Below are 26,678 nucleotides of genomic sequence, written 5' to 3'. Positions count from 1 at the left end.
GCGCCAGGGAGGATGGATGGACACGGGTCAGCCTCTGCTGGAGGTCGACGGCGTCACGCTCCGCTACAAGACGCCCGAGCACCTCGTCACGGCCACCTACCGGGTGAGCTTCCGGGTCTGGCCCGGGGACCGCTTCGTCCTGCTCGGGCCGTCCGGATGCGGGAAGTCGACCCTGCTCAAGGCGGTGGGCGGCTACATGGCGCCGACCGAGGGCGAGATCCGCCTGAAGGGGCGCCCGGTCACCGAGCCCGGCCCCGACCGGATGATGGTGTTCCAGGAATTCGACCAGCTCCTGCCGTGGAAGACGGTCCGGCAGAACGTGGTCTTCGCCCTCGAGGCCTCGGGCCGGCTGAGAGGTCGCGAGGCCCTGGACCGGGCCAACCTCTACATCGACAAGGTCAACCTCACGAAGTTCGCCGACAGCTACCCCCACACCCTGTCGGGCGGCATGAAGCAGCGCGTCGCCATCGCCCGCGGCATGGCGATGGAGCCCGACATCCTGCTGATGGACGAGCCCTTCGCGGCGCTCGACGCGCTCACCCGGCGGCGCATGCAGGACGAGCTGCTGATGCTGTGGGAGGGCACGCGCTTCACCGTCCTGTTCGTCACCCACTCGATCCCCGAGGCGATCAAGGTCGGCTCGCGCATCCTGCTGCTCTCGCCCCATCCCGGCGAGGTGAAGGCCGAGCTCAACAGCGCCGAAACGCCGGAGGCGGCGCTGCAACTCGAGGGCCGGATCCAGCACATGCTGTTCTCGGAAGAGATCCAGGAGGCGGAGAATGTCTAGCGCGCAAGCCCTGAGCGGCCCCCCGCTGGCCGGCCCCGCGCCGCGCCTGTCGCCCCTGCCGCCGTCCGGCCGGCCCGAGATCGTGCGCGAGACCGGCCACGCCCACGGCGCCACCGTGGTGGAGAAGCCGCTGTCGGTCGCCGAGCGGCTCTACAACCAGGCCTGGCTGCGCAAGGTCGTGATCCTCGTGCTCCTCGCCGGGATCTGGGAGGCCTACGGGCGCTACCTCGACAACGACCTCCTGTTCCCGACCTTCTCGGCGACCGTGGAGGCTTTCGTCCGGGGCATCGCGGACGGCACGCTCCCGGCCCGGGCCTGGAGCTCGCTGAAGGTGCTGCTCATGGGCTACGCCGCCGGCGTCGCCCTGGCGACCCTGCTCACCGGCGTCGCCATCGCGTCGCGGATCGGGACCGACCTCCTCGAGACCCTGACGTCGATGTTCAACCCGCTGCCGGCGATCGCGCTGCTGCCCCTGGCGCTGATCTGGTTCGGCCTGGGCAACGGCAGCCTGATCTTCGTGCTGGTCCACTCGGTGACCTGGGCGATCGCGCTCAACACCCATTCGGGCTTCCTGTCGGTCAGCCGCACGCTCAAGATGGTCGGGCGCAATTACGGGCTCTCGGGCCCGCGGCTGATCGGCAAGATCCTGATCCCGGCGGCCTTCCCCTCGATCCTCACCGGCCTGAAGGTCGGCTGGGCCTTCGCGTGGCGCACCCTGATCGCCGCCGAGCTGGTCTTCGGCGTGTCGTCCGGGGCGGGCGGCCTCGGCTGGTTCATCTTCGAGAACAAGAACATGCTCGACATCCCGAACGTGTTCGCCGGGCTGCTCACCGTGATCCTGATCGGCCTCGTGGTCGAGAACCTGATCTTCCAGACGATCGAGCGGCGCACCGTCCAGCGCTGGGGCATGCAGGCCTGAGCGGGGGCGGGCCGGTGCGCGACACCGGCCCGCGTCGCCGCGGGGGGACGCGGAGCGCTCCGGCAGCGCTCGGCCTGTCGCTGTCTCCGGCGGACGCCGAGATGTGTCTTCTCGCATGGCACTCGAATAGAGATCGAACTTCTCTGTTGCGCGGGTGCGGCGAACGTTTTCTTCCTATAGGCTCCGCCGACGATCCCCGGAGCCCGATCCCGTGAGTCCTGAAGCCCCCTCCAAGACGGCCCCGACGCCGGCGCGCTCCGACCGGGGCGGCCGGTCGGACACGGCCGCCTCGGTCCTGCCCGGGATCGGGCTGTGCGCGGCGATCACCGCGGTGGCGATGGCCGCGCAGGCGGTGGAGGAGCGGGTCGCCGGCCACCCCTATATCGAGGCCCTGGTCCTGGCGATCCTGATCGGGATCGCGGTGCGGACCGCCTGGACACCCCCGGCGCAGTTCCGCACCGGCATCGCCTTCTCGGCCAAGCAGCTCCTCGAGGTCGCCGTGGTGCTGCTCGGCGCCTCCCTGAGCCTCGGGGCGATCCTCGCCTCGGGCCCGGCGCTGCTGGCCGGCATCGTCGGAACCGTGGTGCTCGGCATCGCCGCCAGCGTGGCGATCTGCCGGGCGCTCGGGCTGCCGGCCCGGATGGCGATCCTGGTGGCCTGCGGCAACGCCATCTGCGGCAACTCGGCCATCGCCGCGGTGGCGCCCGTGATCGGCGCGGAGGCGAAGGACATCGCCGCCGCCATCGCGTTCACCGCCGTCCTGGGCGTGCTGATGGTGCTCGGGCTGCCGCTGTTCGTGCCCCTCGCCGGCATGACCGACAACCAGTACGGGGTGCTGGCGGGGCTGACCGTCTACGCGGTGCCGCAGGTCCTGGCCGCGACCGTGCCGGTGAGCCTGCTGTCGACCCAGGTCGGCACCCTGGTCAAGCTGGTGCGCGTGCTGATGCTCGGCCCCGTCGTGGTGGTGTTCTCGCTGATCGCCCCGCGTCTGCCGCAGGCGGCGGGGGCGCCGCCGGCGCCGTCCCGTCCGGGCTTCACCAAGCTGGTGCCCTGGTTCATCCTCGGCTTCCTGGCGCTGGCCACCCTGCGCTCCCTGGGCCTCGTCCCGGACCCGGCGGTGAAGCCGCTGACCCAGCTCGCCGGCGTGCTCACGGTCCTGTCCATGGCCGCCCTCGGCCTCGGGGTCGACGTCCGTGTCCTGGCCCGGGTCGGCGGCCGGGTCACCCTCGCGGTCACCGCCTCCCTGGCGGTCCTGATCGCCCTCAGCCTCACCCTGATCCGCGCCCTCGGGATCGGCTGACGCCGCGCGCGGTATTTCCCGCCGCGCGGGCCCTCGACCCCTGTAACCGGCCTTCGATTGGCACCTTTGTGCAGGTGACCGAGGCCTTTCGCGCCGGCGAGCCGGCCGTCCCGCACCGTGAAGCGATTTGGGAGATCGACTCTCTGTCAAGACCGTCTTGACACATACGCGGTTTTTGCTTTGGAACCGCGGGCACCGTCGTCGAAAGCTTTGTGTGGACTCCCGCAGTGCCTGAAAAGAATCCCGAGAACAGCCTCAGGTTGGTCACGCTGGTGGGCGAGATCGTCGCCGCCTACGTCTCGAACAATTCCGTTCCGCCGACGGCCCTGCCGGAGCTGATGGCGAGCGTGCACGCGGCCCTGGCGGCCCTCGACGGGCAGCCGCCCGCGGCGGCCGCCGAGCCGGCCGTGGAGCGGCCGACGCCGGCCCAGATCCGCAAGTCGGTCCAGGAGGACGGCATCGTCAGCTTCATCGACGGCCGGACCTACAAGACCCTGAAACGCCACCTCACCGCCCACGGCCTGACGCCGGAGCGGTACCGCGAGCGCTACGGCCTGCCGGACGATTACCCGATGACCGCGCCGGGCTACGCCGCGCAGCGCTCCGCCCTCGCGAAGGCGATCGGCCTCGGTGTGCCCGGCGGGCGCGTCGATCAGCGCAGGACGGGCACCGGCGGCTGATCGGCGGCGCGGCGCCGGGTCGAGCGCGGCGCGGTCTCGCTCCGGCGCCCCTGGAACGGCAGCACCTGTGCGGGGCCCGGAGCGGGCCGGCCGGGCTCGGCCCGGCTCGGGCGGCCGAACGTGTCGGCCCAGCTCAGCTTGATCACGCGGTTGTCCGCGGAGGCGGGCGCGGTGTCCTCCGCGGAGCGCTGTGCCTTGCGGTTGGCGGCGCCGATCCAGCGCACGATCCGGTGCTCGCGCCCGCGGCGCAGCACCGGCGGCAGATCCGCCTCGCTGCGCTTGCGGTTCGGCCGGATGTCGTCGGTCTTGTCTGAGATCGACACGCTCGATAACCCTGTCCCCGTGCGAGGTGCGGGCGGGGACGGATAGCGGGTGCAGCCGTAGATCCGCCGGGGTGCTCCACCCTCGACAACGGCGCTATCCTACTGAACTCGCAGGATCCGGACAGGGCAGTCCCGTCCAAAAAACTTGTCTCTGCGTCCCAGATTGGCCTGTCCGGGGCCGGCACGGCTCAGGGCGCGTGCGCCCCCGGCACCGCGGCGAGCAGGGTGCGGGTGTAGGCGTGCTCCGGCGCGGCGAACAGGTCCGCGGTGCCCCGCATCTCCACGATGGCGCCGCGGTGCATCACGGCGATCCGGTCGCAGATCGTGGCGGCCACCCGCAGGTCGTGGGTGATGAACAGCATCGCCAGCGACAGGCGCTGCTTCAGGTCCTCCAGGAGATCCAGCACCTGCCGCTGGACCGAGACGTCCAGGGCCGAGACCGCCTCGTCGGCCACCAGCACGTCCGGCTCCATGGCGAGCGCCCGGGCGATGCCGATGCGCTGGCGCTGGCCGCCCGAGAAGGCGTTGGGGTAGCGGGCAGCGGCCTTCGGATCGAGGCCGACGAGGTCGAGGAGGCTCCGCGCCCGCTCCCGCGCCTCCGCGGCCGGGACCCCGTGGGCGATCGGCCCCGCCGTGATGATCTGCTCCACGGTGCGGCGCGGGTTCAGCGACGCGAACGGGTCCTGGAAGATCATCTGGATGCGGCTGCGCTTGTCGCGCAGCGCGCCGCTCTTGAGCGCCGTGTAGTCGAGGTCACCCAGGCGCACCGTGCCGCCGTCGGGCTCGATCAGCCGGATCGCGAGCCGCGCCGTGGTCGACTTGCCCGAGCCGGATTCGCCCACGATCCCCAATGTCTCGCCGCGGCGGACATCGAACGAGACTTGCCTGACCGCCGCCACGACCCGCGGCTTGCCGAACAGGCCGGAGCGCCCGGCATAGGTCTTCGACAGGCCGGCGACCGACAGGGCGACCGGGGCCGCCGCGAGCGGAGGGCGCGCCGGCGGCGTCAGGCTCGGGACGGCGGCGAGCAGCGCCTTGGTGTAGGGCGCCTGCGGGTTGCGCAGCACCGCTTCGGCCGTGCCGGACTCGACGAGCCGCCCGCGCTGGAGCACCGCCACGTGGTCGGCGATCTCCGCCACCACGCCGAAATCGTGGGTGATGAACAGGACGCTCATCCCGCGCTTCCGCTGCAGGTCGCGGATCAGCCGGAGGATCTGGGCCTGGGTGGTGACGTCGAGCGCCGTGGTCGGCTCGTCGGCGACCAGCACCGAGGGCTCCAGCGCCAGCGCCATGGCGATCATCGCCCGCTGCCGCTGGCCGCCGGAGAGCTGGTGCGGGTAGGCCCGGACCGCCTCCTCGGGATTCGGCAGGCCGACCTCGGTGGCCAGCGCCACCGCCCGGGCCCAGCGCTCGCCGCGGGTGAGCAGGTTGTGCGCCTCGAACATCTCGGCGATCTGGTCGCCGATCCGCATCACCGGGTTCAGCGCCGTCATCGGCTCCTGGAACACCATGGCGATGCGCCGGCCGCGGAGGGACCGCCACGCCGGCTCGTCGAGGGTCAGGAGGTCCCGCCCCTCGAACAGGATCGTGCCGGCCGTCGGCTTCAGGGCCCGGGGCAGGAGGCCGGTCAGCGCGTAGGCGCTCATCGACTTGCCCGAGCCCGATTCCCCGACCACGCACAGGATCTTCCCGGCCTCGAGGTCGAGGTTCAGGCCCTCGACCGCGTGCGGGCGGTCGGCGCCCTTGGGGAGCGCGATCGTCAGATCGCGGACGCGGACGACCGGCTCGCTCATCGTGTCAGGCCCTCGCTTCGCGGCGGCGGAGGATGTCCGGGCCATCCTGCCCGAGATCCCAGAACAGCCCGGCCATGATCGCCAGACCCTCGCGGGTGCCGGAGGCGAGCATGTGCTCGTCGGGCCCGTGCTGGCGGCAGGCCGGGTAGGAATGCGGCACCCAGAGGGTCGGCAACCCTAAGATCTCCGAGAAGGCGTCGTTCGGCAGCGAGCCGCCGAGATTGGGCAGCAGCGCCGGCTTCTTGCCGGAGCTCGCCTCGATCGACTGGAGCGCCCACTCGACCCAGGGATCCTCCACCGGCAGCCGCGTCGCCTGGAACACCTCGGCGGCGCGGGCCGGCCTGACCTCGATCATCGGGAAGCCGTGCGCGTCGAGATGGGCGCGCACGTTCTGGATCAGGTTCTGCCAGTCGGTGCCGACCACGAAGCGCAGCTGCAGGGTCGCCTTGGCGTGGGGCGGCACGGCGTTGAGCGGGCCGTCCGGATCGCCGGTCTTGAAGGCCAGCACCTCCAGCGTGTTCCAGGCGAAGACCCGCTCGGCCGGGGTGAGGCCCGGCTCGCCCCAGTCGGAATCGATCGTGGGCGCGGTCGGGTCCTCGCCGACGCGGATGTCGGCCAAAGCCGCGCGCACGCCCTCGGGGATCGGCGGCGGCCGCAGGGCGTCCACCAGGATGCTGCCGCGCGCGTCGACCATCGAGGCGATCGCCGAGGCCAGCACCGTGCCGGGGTTGCGCAGCAGGCCGCCCCAGTTGCCGGAATGGTGCGGGCCCTCGCGCAGGTTCAGGCTCAGCTCGAAATTGTAGGCGCCGCGGGAGCCCAGGAAGAGGGTCGGGCGCTCGCCGTTGAGGCGGGGGCCGTCCGAGGCGATCAGCACGTCGGAGCGCAGGGACTCGGCCTGCTCCCGGCAGAACGGCCGCAGGCCCGGGGAGCCCGATTCCTCGCCCATCTCGATCAGCAGCTTCACGTTGAAGCCGAGATGGCCCTCGCGGGCCGCGATCACCTGCTCCAGGGCGGCTAGGTTGAGGACGTGCTGGCCCTTGTTGTCGGCGGTGCCGCGGCCGTACCAGCGGTCGCCCTCGACCACGATCTCCCAGGGGCCGAGGCCCTCGCGCCACTGCTCGGGATAGCCCCGCACCGTGTCGCCGTGGCCGTAGATCAGCACGGTGGGCAGGCCCATACCCTCGTGCCGCTCGGCGATCAGGAACGGGCCGTGCACCCCGTCCGGGTTCGGGAAGATTTCCGGGGTCTCGAAGCCGAGGCGGGCGACGAGGGGCGCGATGAAGGCGTCGAGATAGGCGCGGAGCGCCGCTTCCTGGCCGGGGGCCTGGCTCTCGGTGGGCATCGCCACGGCCTCCCGCAGGAGCGCGAGGAACGCGCCCGAATCGAAGGCCTCCGTGGCGCGCGCGATGGCGGCGTCTCGCGTCATGGTGTGTTTCCCGTGAAACATTTCGTTAATCTGCCGGCCGGCTCTGGCCCGGCGGAGGCGTCAATTGCGCGCCTCGGGCGCCGTGATGTCGCGCAGGCCGTCGCCCAGGAGATTGATCGCCAGCACGAGCAGGAGGAGCGCCACGCCCGGGATGGTGATCACCCAGGGCTGGAAGAACATGTACTGCTTGCCCTCGGCGATCATCAGGCCCCAGGAGGGCAGGGGCGGCTGCACGCCGAGCCCGAGGAACGACAGGGCGGCCTCCAGCAGGATCGCGTGGGCCATCTCCAGGGTCGCCACGACGATCAGGGCGTTCATGATGTTGGGCAGGATCTCCTGGCGGATGATCCGCAGGTCCGTGAGCCCCGCGGCGCGGGCGGCCGAGACGAAATCCTGGTTGCGGATCTGCTGGGTGGCGGCCCGGGTCACCACGGCGAAGCGGTCCCAGAGCAGGAAGCCCAGCACCAGCACCACCACCTTGAGCGAGCCGCCGACCAGCGCCGCCATGGCCAGCGCCACCAGCACCACCGGCATGGCGAGCCGCGTGGTGACGATGTAGCTCACCACCGAGTCGACCCAGCCGCCGAAATAGCCGGCGCAGAGCCCCAGCGTCGTGCCGATCAGCCCGGAGATCAGCGCCGCCGAGAGCCCGATCAGGAGGGAGATCTGGCCGCCGTAGAGCAGGCGGCTCAGGTAGTCGCGGCCGAGCTTGTCGGTGCCGAGCACGTGCGCCCAGGTGCCCTTGGCCTGCCAGACCGGCGGGATCAGGCGGCGGGACACGTCCTGCGCGTAGGGGTCGTGGGGCGCGATGAGCGGGGCGGCGAGCGCCGCCAGCACGATCAGCCCGAGGATCCCGGCGCCGATCAGGAAGCCGGTGTGGCGCAGGCCCCGCCGCAGGATCAGGCGGGTGGGGGAGGGGACCGGCGCCAGCGCGACCGGCGCGTCCGGGGGCAGGGCCGGGGCGGCGAGCGCCGCCGTGTCGGGGGGGAGGCTCATCGGCGGATCCTCACGACTGGCGCAGGCGCGGGTCGAGGAAGGCGTTCAGGAGGTCGGCGGCGAGCGTCAGGCCGATGTAGATCATGGCGAGCACCAGCACGATCGCCTGGACGACGGGGAAGTCGTTGCGGGCGATGGATTCCCAGGCGAGCTGCCCGAGGCCCTGGAGCGAGAACACCGCCTCGATCACGATCGAGCCGCCGAGCATGAAGCCGAACTGCACCGCCGACAGGGCGATCACCGGGATCACGGCGTTGCGCAGCGCGTGCCGGACCAGGATCTTCCGGGGCGGCAGCCCCTTGGCGCGGGCGGTGCGGACGTAGTCGGAGGCCAGCACCTCCAGCATGCCGTTGCGGGTGAGGCGCATCACCGCCGGCATCGCGTAGTAGCCGAGCGCCACCGCGGGCAGGACGAAGTTCTTCCACGTGGCGTTGCCGGAGACCGGCAGCCAGCGGAGATTGACGGAGAAGATCAGGATCAGCGTCAGGCCGAACCAGAAGCTCGGCATCGCCTGGCCGAGCACCGAGACGGCCAGTGCCGTCCGGTCGATCCACGTGTCCCGCTTCACGGCGGCGACGACGCCGAGCGGGATCGCCACGAACAGCGCGACGGCCAGCGCGATGATGCCGAGGTAGAGGGTGATCGGCAGGCGGGCGGCCAGCAGGTCGATCACGCTCTCGCGGAAATAGAAGGAGTTGCCGAAATCGAGGTGCAGCGCCCGCCAGCCCCAGGTGAGGAACTGGGTCAGCAGCGGCTGGTCGAGGCCGTAATCCCGGCGGATCTGCGCGATCTGGGGGCCCGTGGCCTCCGGGCCGGCGATGGCGGTGGCGAGGTCGCCCGAGAGGTGGAGGAGCAGGAAGCTCGCCACCGAGACGGTGACGGCCACCGCCAGGGCGACCAGCACGCGCCGGACCGTGAAGGCCAGCATGGCTCAGGCTCCTTCGTGGCGATCGGAGACGGATCGGTCGGCGCTCACGGCATCCGGACCGATCGCGGGTCCCCTCTCCCGTGCGGGAGAGGGACAGGGTGAGGGATGCGACCTCTCCGGACTGACCGGGCCCCTCACCCCAACCCGCTCCCGCACGGGAGAGGGGGCTCGGCGCGCCGCGGCCACCGCCGTCACTTCCACGACGCCGCGTAGAAGCGCGGCACCTCGTCGGGCTGGGCGGTGAAGTTGAGGTCCGACGTGAAGGCGTAGTTGGTCGAGTAGGAGAACATCGGCAGCGCGTAGGCTTCCGCGGCGATCCGCTGGAGCGCCTTGGCGTAGGCGGCCTTGCGCGTCTCCGGGTCGGTCGAGCCGTCGCCCTTCTGCAGATCCGCGATCACCTGCGGATCCTTGGTCAGATCCTCCTCGCCGCCGCGGAAATACACCCCGTCGAAGGCCGAGACGTCCAGCACCGAGAACGAGCCCCAGGTCTGGTAGCCGATCGAGGTCTTGCCGGCCCGCAGCGCGTCGCGGAACGCCGCGTAGCGCAGGTAGTTGAGCCGCGCCTTGATGCCGACGGCGCCGAGATAGCCGATCACCGCCTCGGCGTAGTCGCGCTCGCGATAGGCGCCGAGGTCGATCTCGAAGCCGTTTCCGTAGCCGGCTTCCTTGAGCAGCGCCTTGGCCTTGGCGGGGTCGTAGGGGTAGCGCATCACCCCCTGGTCGGTGCAGCCGAACTGGTCGACGAAGCACAGCGCGTTCATCACCCGCGAGGCGCCGCGCACGAGGTTGTCGACCATCGCCTTGCGGTCGATGGCGTAGGAGATCGCCTGCCGGACGCGCACGTCCTTGAGCGGCGAGTTCTCCTTGGCGCGGCCGAGCGTGTCGAACTGCAGGAAGCCGACCCGCATCGTCTCGGAATTGAGGACCGTGATGTTGGGCGCGGCGCGCAGCTGCTCGGCCTGGTCGCTCGGCACCCGCCAGATCCAGTCGACGCCGCCGGTCATCAGCTCGGCCATCCGGCTCTCGCCGTCCGGGATGACGCGGAACTGCAGCTTGCCGATCTTCGGCTTACCCAGAGGGCTCTCCGCCCAGTACTTGTCGAACCGCTCCATGCTGACGCCGCGGCCGCTGTCGACCTTGGTGATCCGGTAGGGTCCGCTGCCGACCGGCGCCTTGGCGAAGCCGTCGAGGCCGACCTTCTTGAAGTAGTTCGCCGGGAAGATCGGGGTCGGGCCGGCGAGGTACTCGAGCGCGGCCGGGAACGGCGCCTTGAGGTGGATGCGCACGCTGTGCGGGCCGGTCACCTCCACCGACTTCATCCAGTCGACGTTCTGGCGGGTGACCGTGCGCGCCTCGGGGGTCAGCACGTAGTTGAACGTGAAGGCCACGTCCTCGGGCCCGAGCGGGTCGCCGTTGTGGAAGACCACGCCCTCGCGGATCGTGAGGTCGAGGGTCGTGTCGTCCGCCCATGTCCAGGCGGTCGCCAGCATCGGCTTGTAGGTGCCGTCCTTGGGATCCCGGTACAGCAGCGTGTCCCAGCAGTTCCGGGCCAGGATCACGCCCTCGCGGGCGCTGTTGTGGTACGGGCTGACGTTCTCGGGCTCGCTGTCGGAGGCGTAGACCAGCGTGTCGTCGGCCTTGCCGGCGAGCGCCGGGTGCGCGGCCATCAGTGCGGCGAGCGAGGCGGCCAGGGTGGCGGCCCGGGTGAGAGTCCGTAGCGGCATGCAGGCTCCGACGGCGCGGCGGACAGGCCCGGCGGACGGTTCCGCGGGTGCCGCGTTTTTCACCCTGCCATGGTGTTGTGCATCTGGGATCGCAACAAGTAGAATTTGGCGAGTGCTGCGTTGCCGTATCGGCAATGTGCGCGGCACCATACAGCGTATCGAGCACGATAATGCAGAGCACGGGCCTGCGCTACTTCCTGGCCGTGGCCCGCACCGGCTCGATCGCGGCGGCCTCGGCCCAGCTCAACGTCGCGGCCTCGGCGATCAGCCGGCAGATCGCCAACCTCGAGGCCGAACTCGACTGCGTGCTGTTCGAGCGGCGCCCGCGCGGCATGGTGCCGAGCCCGGCCGGGGAGCTCCTGGCGCAGCACGCCCATCAGGTGCTGATCCGCTCCGAGCAGGTGGTCACCGAGATCCGGGAGCTCGAAGGGCTCGCCCGCGGGCTGATCCGGGTCGCCTGCTCCGAGGGCTTCTCCCTCGACATCGTGCCGAACGCGATCGCGGCCTTCCACGCCGACCATCCCGGCATCCGCTTCGAGGTCACGGTCCAGCCCCCGGCCCAGGTCACCCAGACGGTCGCGGCGGGGGATGCCGATCTCGGGATCACCTTCGCGCTGACGCCAACCGCGCAGGTCGAGGTTCTCTACGACGGGCAGGTCGACATGCTGGCGCTGGCCGCCCCCGACCACCCCCTCGCGCGGGCGCCGGCCCTGCGCCTCGTCGACCTGCTGCACTATCCCGTCGCCCTGCCGACCCGGGACACGACCCTGCGGCAGGTCTTCGACGCCGCCTGCGCGCACGAGGGCCTCACGGTCGAGCCCGTGCTGACCGCCAACAAGCTCTCGGCGCTGCTGCCCTTCGTGCGGCGGTCGCGCGGGCTGGCGCTGATGTCGGCCCTGTCGGTCCGGACGCCGCTGCGCCTCAACGAGCTGGTCAGCCTGCCGATCCAGTCCCGGGCGAGCCTCGCCCGCGGCATCAAGGTCCAGGCCATGCGCGACCGGCGGCTGCCCCGGGCGGTGCGGGCGTTCCTGCGCCAGCTGCTCGACGCGCTGCCGCCGCCGCGGTCGCCGTGACGCCGCCGTGACCCTCGACGCGCTCGGCCCGCGGCTCTGCATCCTGGGACCGTCGAACAGCGGCAAGTCCACCCTGGCGGTCGCCGTCGCGCGGGCGCGCGGCCTGCCGCCGGTCCACCTCGACCGGCTGTACCACCGGCCGGGCACCGACTGGGAGCCGCGGCCCTTCGCGGAGTTCCAGGCCCTGCACGACGCGGCGATCCGCGAGCCCCGCTGGGTCATGGACGGCACCTACGCCCGGTGCCTGCCGCAGCGTCTGGCGCGGGCGACGGGCGTGATCCTCCTCGACGTCCCGACCGCCACCGGCCTGATCCGCTACCTGCGCCGGTCGTGGTTCGTGCGTGACCGGCCTGGCGTCCTCGACGGCGGCCGGGACAGCGTGAAATGGGCGATGATCCGCCACATCGCCGTCACCGAACGCGGGAACCGCGCGCGCGACGCGGCCCTGTTCGACCGCATCGCCCTGCCCAAGATCCGGCTGGCCACGGGGGCCGCCCTGGCCGGCTTCTACCGCGCGGAGGGGCTGAGCCGGTGACCCGGACCGCTCAGGCGCCGCCCCGGGCGGCCGCGACGGCGCAGCTATGGTCCATCACGTCCTCGGCGCTGGCGCTCGGCGCCCGGTAGGCCAGCAGGATGTAGCCCGGCTCGGGATCGCCGGGGGGCGTGGCGAGCGCCGCGAAGCTCGTCCGGTGCAGGTCGGGCCGGGCGCCCGGCAGGGTGTGAAGGGCCGCGAACGGGTTGAACTGCGCGGCCTCCGCCTCCGGCACGCGCAGGGCGTAGTAGCGGTCGCCGGCCAGCGGCACCGGGAAGCGGCTCCAGGTGTGGCGCACCTGCCGGCCGTGCGCCCGGACGGCCTTCAGCACGCTCGGCTTCAGGCAGTCGAGGTGGATGTGGAGCTGGTCCTGGCTGCGGCCCCGGGCCGAGTTGACCGCGAGCCCGACCTCCGCGGGGGTGAGCCTCCCCTTCAGCGCGTCCGACACGAGCGGCCGCGCCGCCAGGGCCGCCCGCCAGTAGGCCGCACCCCGCGGCCCGCGCAGGACCGGCGCCTCCAGGCCCGGCACGGTGTCGGTCGGCATGACGACGCTGTGGGTCGGCTCGCCGGGCGCGCGCAGGACCGCCGAGCCCGGCCGCGTCCCGTCCCCGAGATCGACCGAGAGGCACGGGAAGGTCCGGTTGGCGAGCCGCTTGGCGAGCACGCAGGTCTTCAGGGCCGCCCACAGGACGTCGCGGCTCGGGTCCGGCGCGGCGGTGGCCGGTGCCGCGGCGGCCGACAGGGCCGCGACGAGGAGGGCGGCGGGCGGCGCGCGGCGCATGGGGACTCCCGGTGAGGCCGGCGCGTCCGGCCCGGCCCTCCGCGATAGCCGATCCGGGGCCGCGCCGGCAAAGGATCCGCGGGCCCTGACGCCGCACCGGGAAACCCGCTATGCCGGCGGTCGCAGAGTCCCCGCCAAGTCTCAGCCAAGCCTCCGCCAAGTCCCCGCCAAGTCCCAGCCAAGTCCCCGCCGGAATGCCGCGATGACGCCCGCGCTCACCCCCACGCTCACCCCCGACCTCGCCGCGCGCTTCGCCGCCGTCGCCCTCGGCCATGTCGGCCGCGAGTATCCGAACAAGCCGGGGCACGTCCTGGCCGGGCCGGCCGATGCCCGCACCCCCGCGGCCCTGCACCCGGCCTTCCACGGCAGCTACGATTGGCATTCCTGCGTCCACGGCACGTGGCTGCTGGCGCGGGTGCTGCGGCTGTTCCCGGACGGCCCGCAGGCCGCGGCGATCCGCGCCCGGTTCGACGCGCAGCTGACCCCCGGGACGGTGGCGGGGGAATGCGCCTACTTCGCCGCCCCGACCGCCCGGGGATTCGAGAGGCCCTACGGCTGGGGCTGGCTCCTGAAGCTCGCCGACGAACTCTCCGCGCTCCCGGAGCGCCGCTGGTCCGAGGCCCTGGCGCCGCTGGCCGGGCTGATCGTCGGTCGATTCGCGGAGTTCCTGCCGGTGGCGACCTACCCGGTGCGGGTCGGGACCCACTTCAACACCGCCTTCGCGCTGCGCCTGGCGGCCGATTACGCGGAGGGCGCCGGGGATGCCGCGCTGATTGCCCTGCTGCGCGACACCGCCGTCCGCTGGTACGGGGACGACGCGGATTGCCCGGCCTGGGGCGAGCCCGGCGGCGACGACTTCCTCTCCTCGGCGCTGATCGAGGCGGAGTGCATGCGCCGCCTGCTGCCGCCCGCGCGCTTCGCGCCCTGGTTCGACCGGTTCCTGCCCGGTCTCGCGGCGTCCCGGCCGGCGACCCTGTTCCGCCCGGCCCGCGTGACCGACCGCTCGGACGGGAAGATCGCCCATCTCGACGGGCTGAACCTCAGCCGCGCGTGGTGCTTCCGCGCGCTCGCCGCGTCCCTCGGTCCGGACGATCCCCGCCGGCCGCCACTCCGCGCGGCCGCGGAGGCGCACCTCGCGGCGGGCCTCCCGCACGTCACCGGCGACTACATGGGCGAGCACTGGCTCGCGACCTTCGCGCTGCTGGCCCTCGAGGCCGTCGCGGGCGACACCCAGGGCGGCGGGAAGACTTTCTGAGAGATTCTTGAGAACTGTCCGTCGCGGGCTCCGTCGAGCACTGGCGGTGGACAGCAAAAAAAGGACCGTCCCCGGGGAGAACGGTCCGGAAGTCTAGGGAGGAAACGCCCACGAGGGGCTGCAAGACAGCGACGCCGTCGCTGTGTTGCCTCCCGTCAACCCGACAGGGGCGGCCTTGTTCCTGGCTCCGGTCCGCCGCGCGCCAGGGCCAGCCCGGCCGGGACCGCCGCGAGGCCGGCGGGGCGGCGCGGCTCGCCGGGGCCGAACTCGGCGCGGTAGGTCCGCTCCAACGTCATCAGCCCCCGCAGCGGCCCCTCGGCGAGGTCGAGCAGCCGCGCGTCGCGCCAGCGCAGGGTGCGGCCGAGGCGGCGCCGGAACCAGCGCCCGCGCTCCTCCTCGACGAGCAGGATCAGCTTGCCGGTCCAGGTCCGGCGGAACCAGAAACGTCCGGTCAGCGGCATGGCGGTCGAGGCCCCGGCGGTCGATGGGCGATAGACTACAGCCGGATCGGATCCGCGGGAATATTGCCGTCCAGACCGCGGATGAATTCTAGCGAAGTCTGTTAATCGGAGCCGACGGCGGGTCGGGCCCGGGAGGCCGGCTGCCGCCCCCGCTGCGCCGTCTCGTAGAGGATCTGGGCGAGCTGCTCGGCCGAGTAGGGCTTGCGCACGAGGGCGAAGCCGTGGGCGTCGTCCTTGGCGAGGACGTGGCTGTAGCCCGACGTCAGCACCACCGGCAGGTCGGGACGGTGGGTCCGGAGCTGCCGGGCGAGGGCGAAGCCGCCCATCCCCGGCATGACCACGTCGGAGAAGACCACGTCGAACCGGTCCGGCGCCCGGTCGAGCTCGGCCAGCGCCTCCTCGGCGGATTTCGCCCAGACCGGCGCGTGGCCCAGATCCTCCAGGATCTGGGTGCAGAAGCGCCCGACCCCGAGATTGTCCTCCACGACGAGGATGCACAGGCCCCGCCGCGGCTCCGCCGCCCGGTCGGACGCGCGGTCGGCCTCGGACGGCGCGGCGGGGGCCTCGACCTGCGGCAGGTAGAGCGAGAAGGTCGTGCCGTGGCCGAGCGCGCTCGCCACGTCGATGTCGCCGCCCGACTGCTTGGCGAAGCCGATCACCTGGCTGAGGCCGAGGCCGGTGCCCTTGCCGACCTCCTTGGTGGTGAAGAACGGCTCGAAGATCCGCCCCAGATCCGCGTCCGGGATGCCGGCGCCGGTGTCGGAGACCCGCACGGCCACGAACGGCCCCGTCGCGCCGGCATGCCCGCGGATCGGCGGCATCGGGCTGTCGCCCTCCAGCCGCAGGATCAGTGACCCTTCCCCGTCCATGGCGTCGCGGGCGTTGACCGCCATGTTGATCAGCGCGGTCTCGAACTGGCTCTCGTCGGCGCGCACGTAGCGGGGTGTCTCCGGCAGGTCGATGGTGACGCGGATGCGCGCGCCGGTGACCGAGTCGAGCATGTCGGCGATGCTGCGCAGGCGCGCGCCGATGTCGAACACCTGGGGCTTCAGCGCCTGGCGCCGGGCGAAGGCGAGGAGCTGGCCGGTGAGCTTGGCCGCCCGGTCGACCGTGTCGGAGACGGCGTCGAGGTAGCGGCGCCGGCGCTCCTCGGCCAGCTCCGGCCGGCGCAGGAACTCCACGGAGGATCGGATGATGGTCAGGAGGTTGTTGAAGTCGTGCGCCACCCCGCCGGTGAGCTGGCCGATGGCCTCGAGCTTCTGGGACTGGCGCAGGGCCTCCTCGGCCTGGCGCTGCTCGGTGATGTCGCGCCCGAAGCCGTAGAACAGCCCGTCCTCCGGCACGACGGTCCAGAGCACCCGCCGCCGGTCGCCGGCGCGGGTCAGGCACGACAGTTCCACATCCTCGACCCGGCTGTCCGCGCAGAGCGGGCGCAGCGCCGCCTCCGCCGCCGCGCGCTCGGTGGGGGCGAGGAAGTCCAGGGCCGCCCGCCCGATCGTCTCGGCCTCGGACCAGCCGAGCGCCCGGCTCCACGAGGGGTTCACCGACTGGACCTGCCCGGTCCGGTCCGAGACGAGCTTCAGCACCGGCGACAGCGTCCAGACCCGGTCGCGGTCGCGGGTCTGGGCGGCGACCTGCGCCTCCAGGTGCTCCGCCCGGGACTGGAGCAGGACCTCGTTCCGCTTCCGCTCGGAGACGTCGTGGGCGAAGACGTAGAACCCGTCGACGCTTCCGTCCGGTCCGCGGCGCGGGAGGTAGCGGGTGTCGGCGATCCGGGCCTGCCCGTTCGGGAAGGTCCAGGCCCACTCCTCGCGGACCTCCTGACCGGCGAGCGCCCGCTCGATGCCGGCGCGTCGGGCCTCGAACGCGCCGGGGCCGAGGAGGTCGCGAACGGTCCGCCCGACGACGGCGTCGGGGGTCTGGCCGGTCCAGGTCTCGTAGGCGGCGTTCGCGAACCGGTAGGTCAGGTCGCGGTCGATGAAGGCGATCAGGACCGGCATCGCGTCCGCGACCAGCCGGAGCTCCGCCTCGCGGGCCCGCAGCGCGTTCTCGCCCCGGCGGCGCTCGGTGATGTCGTTGAACAGGATCGCGACGCGGTTCCGCGCCGGCCCGTCGACCCGGTAGGCGTGCACGTCGTACCAGCGGCCCAGCGCCGCGGCGGCCTGCTCGAACCGGACCGGCTCGCCGGTCAGGGCGACCCGGCCGTAGAGGTCGAACCAGTGCTGCTCGTGGTCGGGGGCGAGGTCCCGCATCCAGCGGCCCACCGCCTCCCGCAGGCCGGTCTGCCGCTCGAAAGCGGGGTTGACCTCCAGGAAGCGGTAGTCGACGGGCCGGTCGCCGTCGGCGAACTTCACCTCGATGAGGCAGAAGCCGGCATCGATGAAGGTGAACAGCGAGCGGTAGCGCTCCTCGTTCCGGCGCAGGGCCGCCTCGGCGTTCCGGGATTCCAGCTGCGTCATCACCGTCCGGGCGAGCGCCATCAGGATGAAGCGCTGCTGGTCGGTGAGCGTGCGCGGGACGCGGTCGAGGACGCAGAGCGTCCCGATCGCCCAGCCGTCCGGCGTCACAAGGGGCACGCCGGCGTAGAAGCGCAGGTGCGGTTCGCCGGTCACGAGGGGGTTGGCGGCGCTCTCCGGCTCCGCGGCCAGATCGGGCAGCACGAGGACGCCGTCCGCGCGCATGGCCTCGGTGCAGAAGCCGAAATCGAGCGGCATCGTCCGGGCGGCGTGGCCGAACGCGGCCTTGATCCACTGCCGGTCGGCGTCGACGAAGTTGATGTGGGCCATCGGCGTGCCGCAGGCCTGGGCGGCCATCTCGGCGATCTCGTCGAACGCGCGCTCCGGTGGCGTATCGAGGATCGCGTAGGCGCGCAAGGCGGCGAGCCGCTGGGGATGCCGGGGCTCGAAACCCGACGGGCGGGGTATTGTCTCGTTCGGCGACACGGGGTCGTCATAGCCTACGCTCCCGCTTCTCCCTAGTGAAACTCTGCATCACGCGTCCGACGGCGGGACCAGCGCAAGCATTCCGCGTTCGTCCAATACTCGACATTCATCTCAAATTGTCGGCGGCGGCGCGGTTTCACGGTCGCCGTCCAAGTCTTGCCGGTGCGGCCGACCGGGCTTCGGGCACCTGCCGGGATCTCGTCCTGCGGCGCCCGTCGGAGCCGCGCGACGCGATCCGGCGGGCGCCGCGCGGCCCTTGTGGATCGGATCGCCGCGGTCGGGAGCCCGCGGGGCGGGTGCGGCGTTGCCGGCTCACAAGGGATGGGTTCGGATCAGGCATGGCCAAGCGCAGGACGAAGGCGGGCGCCCAGCAGGGGCTGGAGGACGCGCCGCTGATGCCCACCGGCGCCCTGGCGGTCGCGCTCCTGGCCTTCGCCGAGGGGCCGGGGCCGGTGGTGCACGTCGCCCGGGACGCCCGCCGCCTCGAGGATCTCGCCGCGACCCTGCGGGCGCTGGAGCCCGACGCGCGGGTCGCGGTCTATCCCGAGTGGGACTGCCTGCCCTTCGACCACGCCTCGCCGTCGCGGGCGACGATGGGCGCCCGGGCCGCCGTGATGCGCTGGCTGACCGACCGGGACGCGCTGCCGGACTTCGTTCTGACGACCGCCCCCGCCCTCGTGCAGCGCGTGCCGCCGCCGGAGACCTGGGCCTCGGCCCGCGTGACGCTCCGGGTCGGCGACCCCCTCGACGTCGCGGCCGCCACCGCCGACCTCAAGCGCCTCGGCTACATCCTCGACGAGCGGGTCGACGAGCCGGGCGAGATCGCCGTCCGCGGGCGCACCGTGGAGGTGTTCCCCGCCGCCGCGCCGCGGCCGTGCCGGATCGAGCACGCGGAGGGCCGCGTCACCGCGATCCGCTCCTACGACCCGATCTCGCAGCGCTCGGTGGCGGAGGCCGACGAACTCGTCATCGACCCGGCCACCGAGATCATCCTGGAGCCCGGTTCCGGCCAGAGCTTCGAGCCGTTCACCGGGCAGGAGCACCGCCTGGACCGCTACTACCCGCGCCTCGTGACGCTCCTCGACTACGTGCCCGAGGCGCGCCTCGCGGTCGAGGACGGCACGCAGGCCCGGATCGACGCGTTCTTCGAGCAGATGGACGAGGCGCGGGGCCGGATGAAGGGCCGCGACGCGCCGGCGGGGCCCGGCGCCGGCCTCTACCTGGCGCCGGAGGCGTGGCGCGCCATCGTGGCGGCCCACGGCCGGCTCACCGCCACCGAGGCGGCCGGGGAGCCGCGCGCCATGCCGCGCTTCGCCGGGGAGCGCCGGCCCGGCACGGCCTTCGCCAAGGTCCTGCGCGCGCGGCTGAAGGCCGGCGACGTCGTCGTGCTCGCCGGCTCGGTCCGGCCGCTCCGGCGCCTCGTGCGCCAGGCGGGCAAGATCGCCGAGCGCCCGATCCGGCTGATCGACGCCTGGGCCGACGTGGCCGAGGCGGCGCCCGGCGACGTCCTCGCCCTGGAGGCCCCGCTGGCGGCCGGCTTCCGGGTGCCCGAGCAGGGCGCCAGCGTGATCGCCGCCGCCGACCTGTTCGGTCCGGAGGCCGCCGTCACGGGCGGCGCCCGGGCGATCCTGCCGATGGGCGAGGTCGACCTGCGCCCCGGCGACGTGGCGGTCGACCGGGACCACGGCCTTTGCGTGTTCGAGGGGCTGGAGCCCGTCTCGGCGCCGAGTGCCGCGCCGAGTGCCCCGCCGAGTGCCGCGCCGGGGGCAACGCAGGACGGGGCGCCCTCCGAGGCCCTGCGCCTGCGCTTCGCCGGCGACGCGATCCTGATGGTGCCGGTCACGCAGGCCGATCGGATCTGGCGCTACGGGTCGGAGCCCGACGCCGTCACCCTCGACAAGCTCGACGGCGGCACGTGGCCCCGGCGCCGCCTGGAGGCCGAGGCCACCATGGCGCGGACCGCCCGCCTGATGCTGGAGGCCGCCCGGGCCCGCCGGGAGACCGAGGCGCCGGTCCTGGCGCCGCCGGCCAGCGAGATGGAGCGGTTCGCCGCCGGCTTCGGCTTCGCCCCGACCCCCGACCAGGCGGCGGCGGTCGACGCGCTGATGGCCGACCTCGCCTCCGGCCGCCCGATGGACCGGCTGGTCTGCGGCGATGTCGGCTTCGGCAAGACCGAGGTGGCGCTGCGGGCGCTCGCGGCCGCGATCTTCTCCGGCAGGCAGGCGGCGCTGATCGCGCCGACCACCGTGCTGGCGCGCCAGCACGCCGAGACCCTGCGCCGCCGCTTCGGCCGGTTCGGCGTGGAGGTGGCGCAGCTCTCGCGCCTCGTGGCCCCGGCCGAGGCCAAGCGCGTCAAGGCGGGGCTCGCCGACGGCACGATCCGGCTGGTGGTCGGCACCCACGCCCTCGCCGGCGGCGGGGTGGCGTTCGCCGATCTCGGCCTGACCGTGATCGACGAGGAGCAGCGCTTCGGCGCCAAGATGAAGGCCGACCTGCGCCGCCTCGCGGAAGGCGGCCACGTGCTGACGCTCACCGCGACGCCGATCCCCCGCACCCTCCAGGCGGCGCTCGTCGGCCTCCAGAGCCTCAGCGTGCTCGCCACGCCGCCGGCTCTGCGCCAGCCGGTCCGGACCGTGGTGGCGCCCTTCGACGCCGAGGCGGTCCGCGAGGCGCTCATCCGCGAGCACCGGCGCGGCGGCCAGAGCTTCGTGGTCTGCCCGCGGATCGAGGACATCGCCCCCATGGCCGAGCGCCTGCGGGCCCTCGTGCCGGGCCTCGACATCCTGGTGGCGCACGGGGATCTCAAGCCCTCCGCCATGGACGAGGTCATGGTCCGGTTCGCGGAGGGCGACGGCGACGTCCTGCTCGCCACCGCCATCGTGGAGAGCGGCCTCGACGTGCCGCGGGCCAACACCATGCTGGTCTGGGAGGCCGCCCGGTTCGGCCTGGCGCAGCTCCACCAGCTCCGGGGCCGCGTCGGCCGCGGCCCGCGCCGCGGCACCGTCCACCTGCTCAGCGACCCGGCCGCGCCCCCGCCGGCGGCGGCGCTCCAGCGCCTGCGCGCCCTGGAGGCCCTCGACCGCCTCGGGGCCGGCTTCGCGGTCAGCGCCCGCGACCTCGACCTGCGCGGCGCCGGCGACCTCGTCGGCGAGGATCAGGCGGGGCACGCCAAGCTCGTGGGGCTCGGCCTCTACCAGCACCTCCTGCAGCTGGCGCTCACCGCCGCCAAGGGCGAGCGCGCCGAGGATTGGAGCCCGGAGATCGAGCTCGGCCTGCCGAGCCGGATCCCCGAGGACTACGTCCCCGAGCCCGAGATCCGCCTCAGCCTCTACACGCGCCTCCTGCGCCTGCAGGATGCCGAGGCGATCGAGGCGCTCGCCGGCGAAGTCGAGGACCGGTTCGGCGCGGCCCCCGCGCCGGTGCTCGCCCTGTTCGACCTCGCGCGGCTGCGCGCGGCCTGCTGCGCGCTGGGCGTCGCCCGGCTCCGGGGCGGCCCGCAGGGCGTCGCGGCCGACCTGCGCCCCGACCGGCCGCTGACCGCGATGGCCGCCGAGGCGGGGATCGTGCTGCGCGATGGGCGGGTGGTGTGGAAGCGGCCCTGCCCGGATTCGGCCGCCTGCACGGCGCTCGCGACCGACCTCCTGGAGCGCATCCGCGCCGTCCGGGAGAGTGCGGCCTGACGGCGCCGGGCGAGGGCGCTGCCGATCTGCGGTTGATCTTGCATCGTCCGCTTCAAGCCGCCACAGGCTGTCGCGCCAACAACGCGAACGGGAGTGTCCCATGCACGTGACGATCGAGCAGGCCGAGAAGGCGATCGCGGCCGCCCGCGCCAAGGCCGTGGAGCTCGGCACCCAGATGTGCATCGCGGTGGTCGATTCCGGCGGGAACCTCAAGGCGTTCCACCGCATGGACGATGCCTGGGTCGGGTCGATCGACATCGCCCACAAGAAGGCCAAGACCTCGGTGTTCTTCGGCATGATGACCGGCCAGATCGGCCAGCTGTCCCAGCCGGGCGGCCCGCTCTACGGGATCGAGCACTCGAACGACGGGCTGATCACCTTCCCGGGCGGGATCCCGATCGTCGATGCCGACGGCGTGATGTCGGGCGCCATCGGGGTCAGCGGCTCGACGGTGGAGAACGACCACACCGTCGCGGAGGCCGGCGCCAAGGCCATCGGCCGGACCGAGCTGCCGGCCCATCCCTGGCGGACCTGAGCCGGAAGGCCTGTCAGGGGTCGCGCCGCGCCAGCGCGCGGCCGATCCCGAGGAGCAGCATCCCCGAGACCGACCGCAGATAGGGGTCGCCGTGGCGCTCCAGCGCCGCGTGGATCTGGATGCCGTGGTCGGCCGCGGCGTTCAGGTCCGCCCCGCTCGCCGCCCCGCTCATCGTGCCGTTCGTGGCGCCGCTCGTGGCGCCGTTCGTGCTGCCGGTGACCACCGCGGCCCGGATCCCGTGCCGGTGGAGGTCCGTGACGTCGATATAGGCCCCGCGCCCGTGCAGCCGGCCGTCCGAATCGGGCGACAGGCAGCCGCGGTTGAGGATCCAGCGGGTCTCGCCAGTCCCGGTCACGACGCGGAATTCGAGGGAGACCGGGCCGCCGGTGTGGCGGACGTGGCGGATCCGGCCGAACACCCAGTCCCGGTCCGCCGGGTGGATGCGGCCGAGAGCGGCGTCCAACGGCAGCGGTGTCCCGGCGAGCCCCGGATCCCCCGCCATCAGCGAAGCCGCGCCCGAATCCAGCACGGACCGGCCGGCCCGGACGTCCGTATCCCAGACCCCGACGAATCCGGCGGCCTGCAGGGCATCGGCTGCCGTGGAAGTCAGCGCCATGGAATCTCCTCCGAACTGGCTACAATCTGAGATTGTATGGTGGCGGACAGACTGATCCGCAGCACATGCGGCTCACAACGCCGAAGTCCAGGATCGGCTGCGCGATCGGCTTCTGACACGGCGTCGCGGACCCGCGCCACCGGGTTGCATTGCGGATGACAAGCATTCGATTCCGGGCAATCCCGTTCTCGACAATCATCGTCGCCCCGGTTCGGCACAAAGACCGGATTCAGAGCGCCGCGTTGCGGACAATTCGATCACAAATGATCGGTAGACGCCGCAATCCGGCGGAAATCCGCACTTCTGCCCGTGGATCGCCGGGCGCCACCCGGCGCCGGCGGCGCCCGACAGCGGGGACGCGCGCCGGGCCTGCCCTGGTGCGGGTTGCCGGTGCGCCGTAACCTGCACCTTCCGGTACGCATTCGGCCGAGAGGCCCGCAGCAGAGACGCCATGGACCGCACGGTGGACCGCATCAATCTCCCGCTCTCGCAGGACCGGCTCTGGGCCAGCCTGATGGACCTCGCCCGGATCGGCGCGCTGCCCAACGGCGGCAACGACCGGCAGGCCCTGACCGACCGCGACGCCGAGGGGCGCGCCCTGTTCCGGCGCTGGGGCGAGGCGGTGGGGCTGACGCTCACCGTGGACCGGGTCGGCACCATGATCTTCCGCCGTCCCGGGCGGGATCCGAGCCGCAGGCCCGTGGCGATCGGCAGCCACCTCGACACCCAGCCCACCGGGGGCAAGTTCGACGGGCCGCTCGGCGTGCTCGCCGGGCTGGAGATCATGCGCGCCCTGCACGAGGCCGGGATCGAGACCGAGGCGCCGCTCCTGCTGATCAACTGGTGCAACGAGGAGGGCGCGCGCTTCGCGCCGCCGATGAGCGGCAGCGGCGTCGCCATGGGCATCGTCCCGGAGGCCGACATCCTGGCGACCCGGGACCTCGCGGGCCACGCCTTCGGCGACGAACTGCGGCGCATCGGCTGGCAGGGGACGGCCGACCCGGCCGCCCTGCGGGAGATCGGCGCCTATTTCGAGCTCCACATCGAGCAGGGCAAGCGCCTGGAGGATGCGGGCCTCACCATCGGGGTGGTCGACCGGGCGCTCGCCCAGATCTGGTACGAGATCACGGTGCTAGGCGAGGAGGCCCATGCCGGCAGCCCCATGGCGGGCCGGCGCGACGCGATGATGGCCGCGGCGGCGCTGATCGCGTCGCTGGAGGGCATCGCGGAGGCGGCGGTCGGCGCGGGCGGGGAGCGCGGCCGCGCCACCGTCGGCGTGCTGCGGGCGGAGCCGGCGAGCCGCAACATCACGCCCGGCCGGGTCTGGTTCAGCCTCGACACCCGCCACGGCGACACCGCGCAGCTGGAGGCGATGGGCGCGCAGATCCGGGCCCGGGCCGACGCCCTGGCGGCGGAGCGCGGCGTCGCCGTCCAGGTCGCGGAGTTCTGGCGGGCGCCGCCGACCCCGTTCGACCCGGTCCTGGTGGACCGCGTCCAGGCGGCGGCCGAGGCGCGGGGCCATGCCTGGACGCGGATGCCGACCGCGATCTACCACGACGCCGTCTACTGCGCCCGCGCGGTGCCGGCGGCCCTGGTGTTCTGCCCCTGCCACGGCGGGATCAGCCACAACGAGGCCGAGAGCATCACGCCGGGCTGGGCCGGAGCCGGTCTGGAGGTTCTGGCCGACGCGGTGCTGGCGACGGCGGGCCTCGCCGGTCCTCGGGCCGGGCAGGCCTGAGCGCGGCGCCGCCGAGCGCGCACGAACGGAGACTGGGTTCTCGCATGTCCGACGACAACGTCATCCGCCCCGCCTTCGGCGTCCCCCGCAATCCGGCGCCGGAGCCCGATCCGGTTCAGGCGCCCCTGCGCGTCTTCGGCACGGGGGCCGGCCACCGGGTCGGCCTGATCCACGACCCGTCGGCGGTCGAGGGCGACGTCATCCGGATCGTGGTCGGTCCCGAGGACGAGCCGGGGGTCGAGACCGTGGCGCTGCTCCCCGCCGACGCGGAGGCCGAGGCCGAGCGGATCGGCTTCGCCATCCTGCGGGCGCTGGAGGTGGTCGAGGGCGCGGTCTGAGCCGCGCCCGGCGCGCCGGCCGGATCGCGGTCTGAACCGAAGGGTGGGCGGTGCGCGTTCTCGGAGGGCGTGAGCGGCCGGCGCGAACGGTCGCCGGATCGCCGGGAGGGACGGATGACGGGCGCTCGGATCAGCAGCACGGAGATCGCGATCCCCGCGCGGGCCGGACTGGTCTGGTCGGTGCTGACGGATCTGGATTCCTACCCGGCGTGGAACCCGTACATCCGCAAGGCGGAGGGCCGCCTGCGCGAGGGCGCGCGCTGGCGCCTGGAGCGGACCCTGAACGGCCGCGCCTACCGGGCGCGCCAGGTGACGGTGACCTGCTGGGAGCCCGGCCGGCGGCTCACGTGGCGCGGCGGCATCCCGACGCCGCCCCTGCTCATCGGCGAGCACGAGGTCCGGATCACCGAGACCGCCGACGGCGTCCGCCTCGTCCAGGCCGAGACCGTCGCGGGCCTGCTCGCCCCCGGCCTGTTCCCGTGGCTGCGGACGCGCATGCAGGCCCGGTTCGCCGCGATGAACGAGGCCCTGCGCGAGGAGGTCGCGCGCCGGCTGGCCGAGAGCGCCTGACCGCCCCAGGCCCGTCCCGGCCGCCTCAGGCTGGCCCGATCAGGCGACCGGCTTCGGCTTGACGATCGGCGAGCGGGTCAGGCTCTCGATCGCGCGTCCCGGCCGTCCGGCCTTGCGGGCGATCTCCTCCTCCTGCTCTTCGATGAGCTGCCGGGCGGGCTCGTCGCCGTCGAGGCCGCCGAGGATCTCGGCCGGCACGCGCCGGTTCGAGGCCCGGGACCCGTCCGTGAAGACGATATCGAACAGAACGGAGCCCCGCTCCTGCGGTCTCGACTTGATGCGCTTGGCCATAGGTGCTGATACGCCGCCGGAATCGGTCGCGGCAAGGCGCGGTGCCGGGCGGGGGGTTGCGCGGCGCGCACTGCCGGGCCCGCGCGCCGCCCCGCTCCCGCCGCGATCCCTCCGCCGCCCGCACGACAGGGCGCCGGCAACCGAGGACGCGCGCGTGATACCCTGGGTTCATCTCGATACCGGGTCCGTGCCCGGCGGCGGCACCGACCTGCGCCTGATGCGGCGCGGCGACGAGTTCGCCATCATGGCCGACACGATCGAGCTGATGAACAACCGGCGCAGCGGCTCGGAGGTGGCGCTCGCGGCGATGACCTGCGCGCGGCTCCGGGACAGGCCCCGGGCCCGGATCCTGATCGGCGGCCTCGGCATGGGCTTCACCCTGCGGGCGGCCCTCGAAGGCCTCGGGCCGGAGGCGCAGGTGGTGGTGGCCGAGCTGGTGCCCGCCGTGGTCGCCTGGGCCCGGGGGCCGCTCGCCCACGTCTTCGCCGGCTGCCTCGACGATCCGCGGGTCGACCTGCAGGAGGCCGACGTCAACCGCCTGATCCAGGCCGGCCCGGAGCGCTACGACGCGATCCTGCTCGACGTCGACAACGGCCCGGAGGGGCTGATGCGCAAGGCGAACGACCGGCTCTACGACAATTGGGGCCTCAAGCGCGCCCGCTGGGCCCTGCGGCCGGGCGGCATCCTGGGCGTCTGGTCGGGCGCCCCGGACCGGAAGTTCAAGAGCCGCCTGCAGCGCTCCGGCTTCGCGGTCGACGAGCAGCGCGTGCACGCGAGCGGCCGGGGCAGCGGCCCGAAGCACGTGGTCTGGCTCGGGACCCGGACCGAGGGGCGGGCCGAAGGCCCGGGCCAGGGGGACCAGCGCCGGAGCGACGACCGGGCGGCGGGCGGCTCCGGACCGCGCGGTCCGGCCCAGGGCCGGCGGCGGCCGGCGCGCTAGGGCGGCCCTCGAGAGTGCCGCGGCGGTCCGGACGACGGGCGTCTCCGGTC

24 protein-coding genes are annotated in these 26,678 nt (G+C 73.3%); 13 read left to right on the top strand and 11 right to left on the bottom strand.

Translation table 11 applies throughout. The annotated features are described in order from the left end of the window. Positions 1–16 precede the first annotated feature (16 nt). The 4 genes from ME121_RS14035 (at position 17) to ME121_RS14020 (ending at position 3,686) form a co-directional block, all read left to right on the top strand. Complete coding sequence (locus ME121_RS14035; protein WP_012321292.1) at positions 17–787, top strand: ABC transporter ATP-binding protein; 771 nt, start codon at positions 17–19, stop codon at positions 785–787. Beyond that, positions 780–1,706, top strand: coding sequence for an ABC transporter permease (locus ME121_RS14030; protein ID WP_012321293.1), 927 nt, complete (start codon positions 780–782; stop codon positions 1,704–1,706). The genes ME121_RS14035 and ME121_RS14030 overlap by 8 nt, the downstream gene beginning before the upstream one ends. Before the next feature lie 211 nt (positions 1,707–1,917). Beyond that, positions 1,918–3,006, top strand: coding sequence for a YeiH family protein (locus ME121_RS14025; protein WP_024828824.1), 1,089 nt, complete (start codon positions 1,918–1,920; stop codon positions 3,004–3,006). Between the two features lie 227 nt (positions 3,007–3,233). After that, complete coding sequence (locus ME121_RS14020) at positions 3,234–3,686, top strand: Ros/MucR family transcriptional regulator (protein ID WP_012321295.1); 453 nt, start codon at positions 3,234–3,236, stop codon at positions 3,684–3,686. Here ME121_RS14020 and ME121_RS14015 read toward each other — a convergent pair. The 6 genes from ME121_RS14015 to ME121_RS13990 form a co-directional block, all read right to left on the bottom strand. Then, positions 3,659–4,009: a hypothetical protein gene (locus ME121_RS14015; protein ID WP_012321296.1), complete on the bottom strand. Its 351-nt coding sequence runs from the start codon at positions 4,007–4,009 to the stop codon at positions 3,659–3,661. The genes ME121_RS14020 and ME121_RS14015 overlap by 28 nt on opposite strands. Before the next feature lie 188 nt (positions 4,010–4,197). Next, a complete protein-coding gene (locus ME121_RS14010; RefSeq protein WP_059409039.1) occupies positions 4,198–5,802 on the bottom strand; it encodes an ABC transporter ATP-binding protein in 1,605 nt (534 codons plus the stop codon). 4 nt (positions 5,803–5,806) lie between these two features. Next, complete coding sequence (locus ME121_RS14005) at positions 5,807–7,228, bottom strand: M20 family metallopeptidase (RefSeq protein ID WP_059409026.1); 1,422 nt, start codon at positions 7,226–7,228, stop codon at positions 5,807–5,809. A 60-nt stretch (positions 7,229–7,288) separates the two neighbouring features. Continuing rightward, positions 7,289–8,224 carry an ABC transporter permease gene (locus ME121_RS14000; RefSeq protein ID WP_029358642.1) on the bottom strand — a complete coding sequence of 312 codons (936 nt, stop codon included), beginning with the start codon at positions 8,222–8,224 and terminating at the stop codon, positions 7,289–7,291. 10 nt (positions 8,225–8,234) lie between these two features. Next, positions 8,235–9,152: an ABC transporter permease gene (locus tag ME121_RS13995; protein WP_012321300.1), complete on the bottom strand. Its 918-nt coding sequence runs from the start codon at positions 9,150–9,152 to the stop codon at positions 8,235–8,237. A gap of 191 nt (positions 9,153–9,343) precedes the next feature. Then, positions 9,344–10,876, bottom strand: coding sequence for an ABC transporter substrate-binding protein (locus ME121_RS13990; protein WP_012321301.1), 1,533 nt, complete (start codon positions 10,874–10,876; stop codon positions 9,344–9,346). Between the two features lie 170 nt (positions 10,877–11,046). On the opposite strand from ME121_RS13990, the gene ME121_RS13985 reads away from it, so the two are divergent. Both ME121_RS13985 and ME121_RS13980 read left to right on the top strand, forming a co-directional pair. Beyond that, entirely contained in the window at positions 11,047–11,949 is a 903-nt protein-coding gene (locus tag ME121_RS13985) for a LysR family transcriptional regulator (protein WP_024828820.1), read from the top strand. Between the two features lie 7 nt (positions 11,950–11,956). Next, entirely contained in the window at positions 11,957–12,484 is a 528-nt protein-coding gene (locus tag ME121_RS13980) for a P-loop NTPase family protein (RefSeq protein WP_012321303.1), read from the top strand. Positions 12,485–12,494: 10 nt separating this feature from the next. Here ME121_RS13980 and ME121_RS13975 read toward each other — a convergent pair whose 3' ends face one another. Next, on the bottom strand, positions 12,495–13,262 hold the full coding sequence (locus tag ME121_RS13975) for a CDP-diacylglycerol diphosphatase (RefSeq protein ID WP_024828819.1): 768 nt from the start codon (positions 13,260–13,262) through the stop codon (positions 12,495–12,497). A gap of 202 nt (positions 13,263–13,464) precedes the next feature. On the opposite strand from ME121_RS13975, the gene ME121_RS13970 reads away from it, so the two are divergent. After that, on the top strand, positions 13,465–14,517 hold the full coding sequence (locus ME121_RS13970) for a DUF2891 domain-containing protein (protein ID WP_059409025.1): 1,053 nt from the start codon (positions 13,465–13,467) through the stop codon (positions 14,515–14,517). 155 nt (positions 14,518–14,672) lie between these two features. On the opposite strand, the gene ME121_RS13965 is transcribed toward ME121_RS13970, so the two are convergent. Then, positions 14,673–14,978: a hypothetical protein gene (locus ME121_RS13965; RefSeq protein WP_012321306.1), complete on the bottom strand. Its 306-nt coding sequence runs from the start codon at positions 14,976–14,978 to the stop codon at positions 14,673–14,675. Between the two features lie 101 nt (positions 14,979–15,079). Beyond that, entirely contained in the window at positions 15,080–17,920 is a 2,841-nt protein-coding gene (locus ME121_RS13960) for a PAS domain-containing protein (protein WP_012321307.1), read from the bottom strand. A 338-nt stretch (positions 17,921–18,258) separates the two neighbouring features. Between ME121_RS13960 and ME121_RS13955 the strand changes: the two genes are divergently transcribed. Both ME121_RS13955 and ME121_RS13950 read left to right on the top strand, forming a co-directional pair. Beyond that, positions 18,259–21,600: a DEAD/DEAH box helicase gene (locus ME121_RS13955; protein ID WP_089231245.1), complete on the top strand. Its 3,342-nt coding sequence runs from the start codon at positions 18,259–18,261 to the stop codon at positions 21,598–21,600. Positions 21,601–21,700: 100 nt separating this feature from the next. Next, positions 21,701–22,135, top strand: coding sequence for a GlcG/HbpS family heme-binding protein (locus tag ME121_RS13950; protein ID WP_012321309.1), 435 nt, complete (start codon positions 21,701–21,703; stop codon positions 22,133–22,135). Between the two features lie 13 nt (positions 22,136–22,148). Here ME121_RS13950 and ME121_RS13945 read toward each other — a convergent pair whose 3' ends face one another. Then, the gene (locus tag ME121_RS13945) at positions 22,149–22,751 is read right to left on the bottom strand and encodes a PAS domain-containing protein (RefSeq protein WP_012321310.1); all 603 of its coding nucleotides are present in this window, start codon (positions 22,749–22,751) and stop codon (positions 22,149–22,151) included. A 451-nt stretch (positions 22,752–23,202) separates the two neighbouring features. Between ME121_RS13945 and ME121_RS13940 the strand changes: the two genes are divergently transcribed. The 3 genes from ME121_RS13940 (at position 23,203) to ME121_RS13930 (ending at position 25,397) form a co-directional block, all read left to right on the top strand. Further along, positions 23,203–24,489 (top strand): Zn-dependent hydrolase, encoded by a 1,287-nt coding sequence (locus tag ME121_RS13940; protein WP_012321311.1) that lies wholly within the window; start codon positions 23,203–23,205, stop codon positions 24,487–24,489. 44 nt (positions 24,490–24,533) lie between these two features. After that, positions 24,534–24,827, top strand: coding sequence for a hypothetical protein (locus ME121_RS13935; protein WP_012321312.1), 294 nt, complete (start codon positions 24,534–24,536; stop codon positions 24,825–24,827). A gap of 114 nt (positions 24,828–24,941) precedes the next feature. Next, positions 24,942–25,397: an SRPBCC domain-containing protein gene (locus tag ME121_RS13930; RefSeq protein ID WP_024828814.1), complete on the top strand. Its 456-nt coding sequence runs from the start codon at positions 24,942–24,944 to the stop codon at positions 25,395–25,397. Between the two features lie 39 nt (positions 25,398–25,436). On the opposite strand, the gene ME121_RS13925 is transcribed toward ME121_RS13930, so the two are convergent. Further along, positions 25,437–25,688 carry a hypothetical protein gene (locus tag ME121_RS13925; protein ID WP_012321314.1) on the bottom strand — a complete coding sequence of 84 codons (252 nt, stop codon included), beginning with the start codon at positions 25,686–25,688 and terminating at the stop codon, positions 25,437–25,439. Positions 25,689–25,842: 154 nt separating this feature from the next. Between ME121_RS13925 and ME121_RS13920 the strand changes: the two genes are divergently transcribed. Continuing rightward, entirely contained in the window at positions 25,843–26,628 is a 786-nt protein-coding gene (locus ME121_RS13920) for a spermidine synthase (RefSeq protein WP_012321315.1), read from the top strand. The last annotated feature ends 50 nt before the right edge of the window (positions 26,629–26,678 follow it).

The organism is Methylobacterium sp. ME121, from assembly GCF_000974725.1.
Classification (GTDB): Bacteria; Pseudomonadota; Alphaproteobacteria; order Rhizobiales; family Beijerinckiaceae; genus Methylobacterium; species Methylobacterium radiotolerans.
This window is presented reverse-complemented; position numbering and strand designations above follow the sequence as displayed.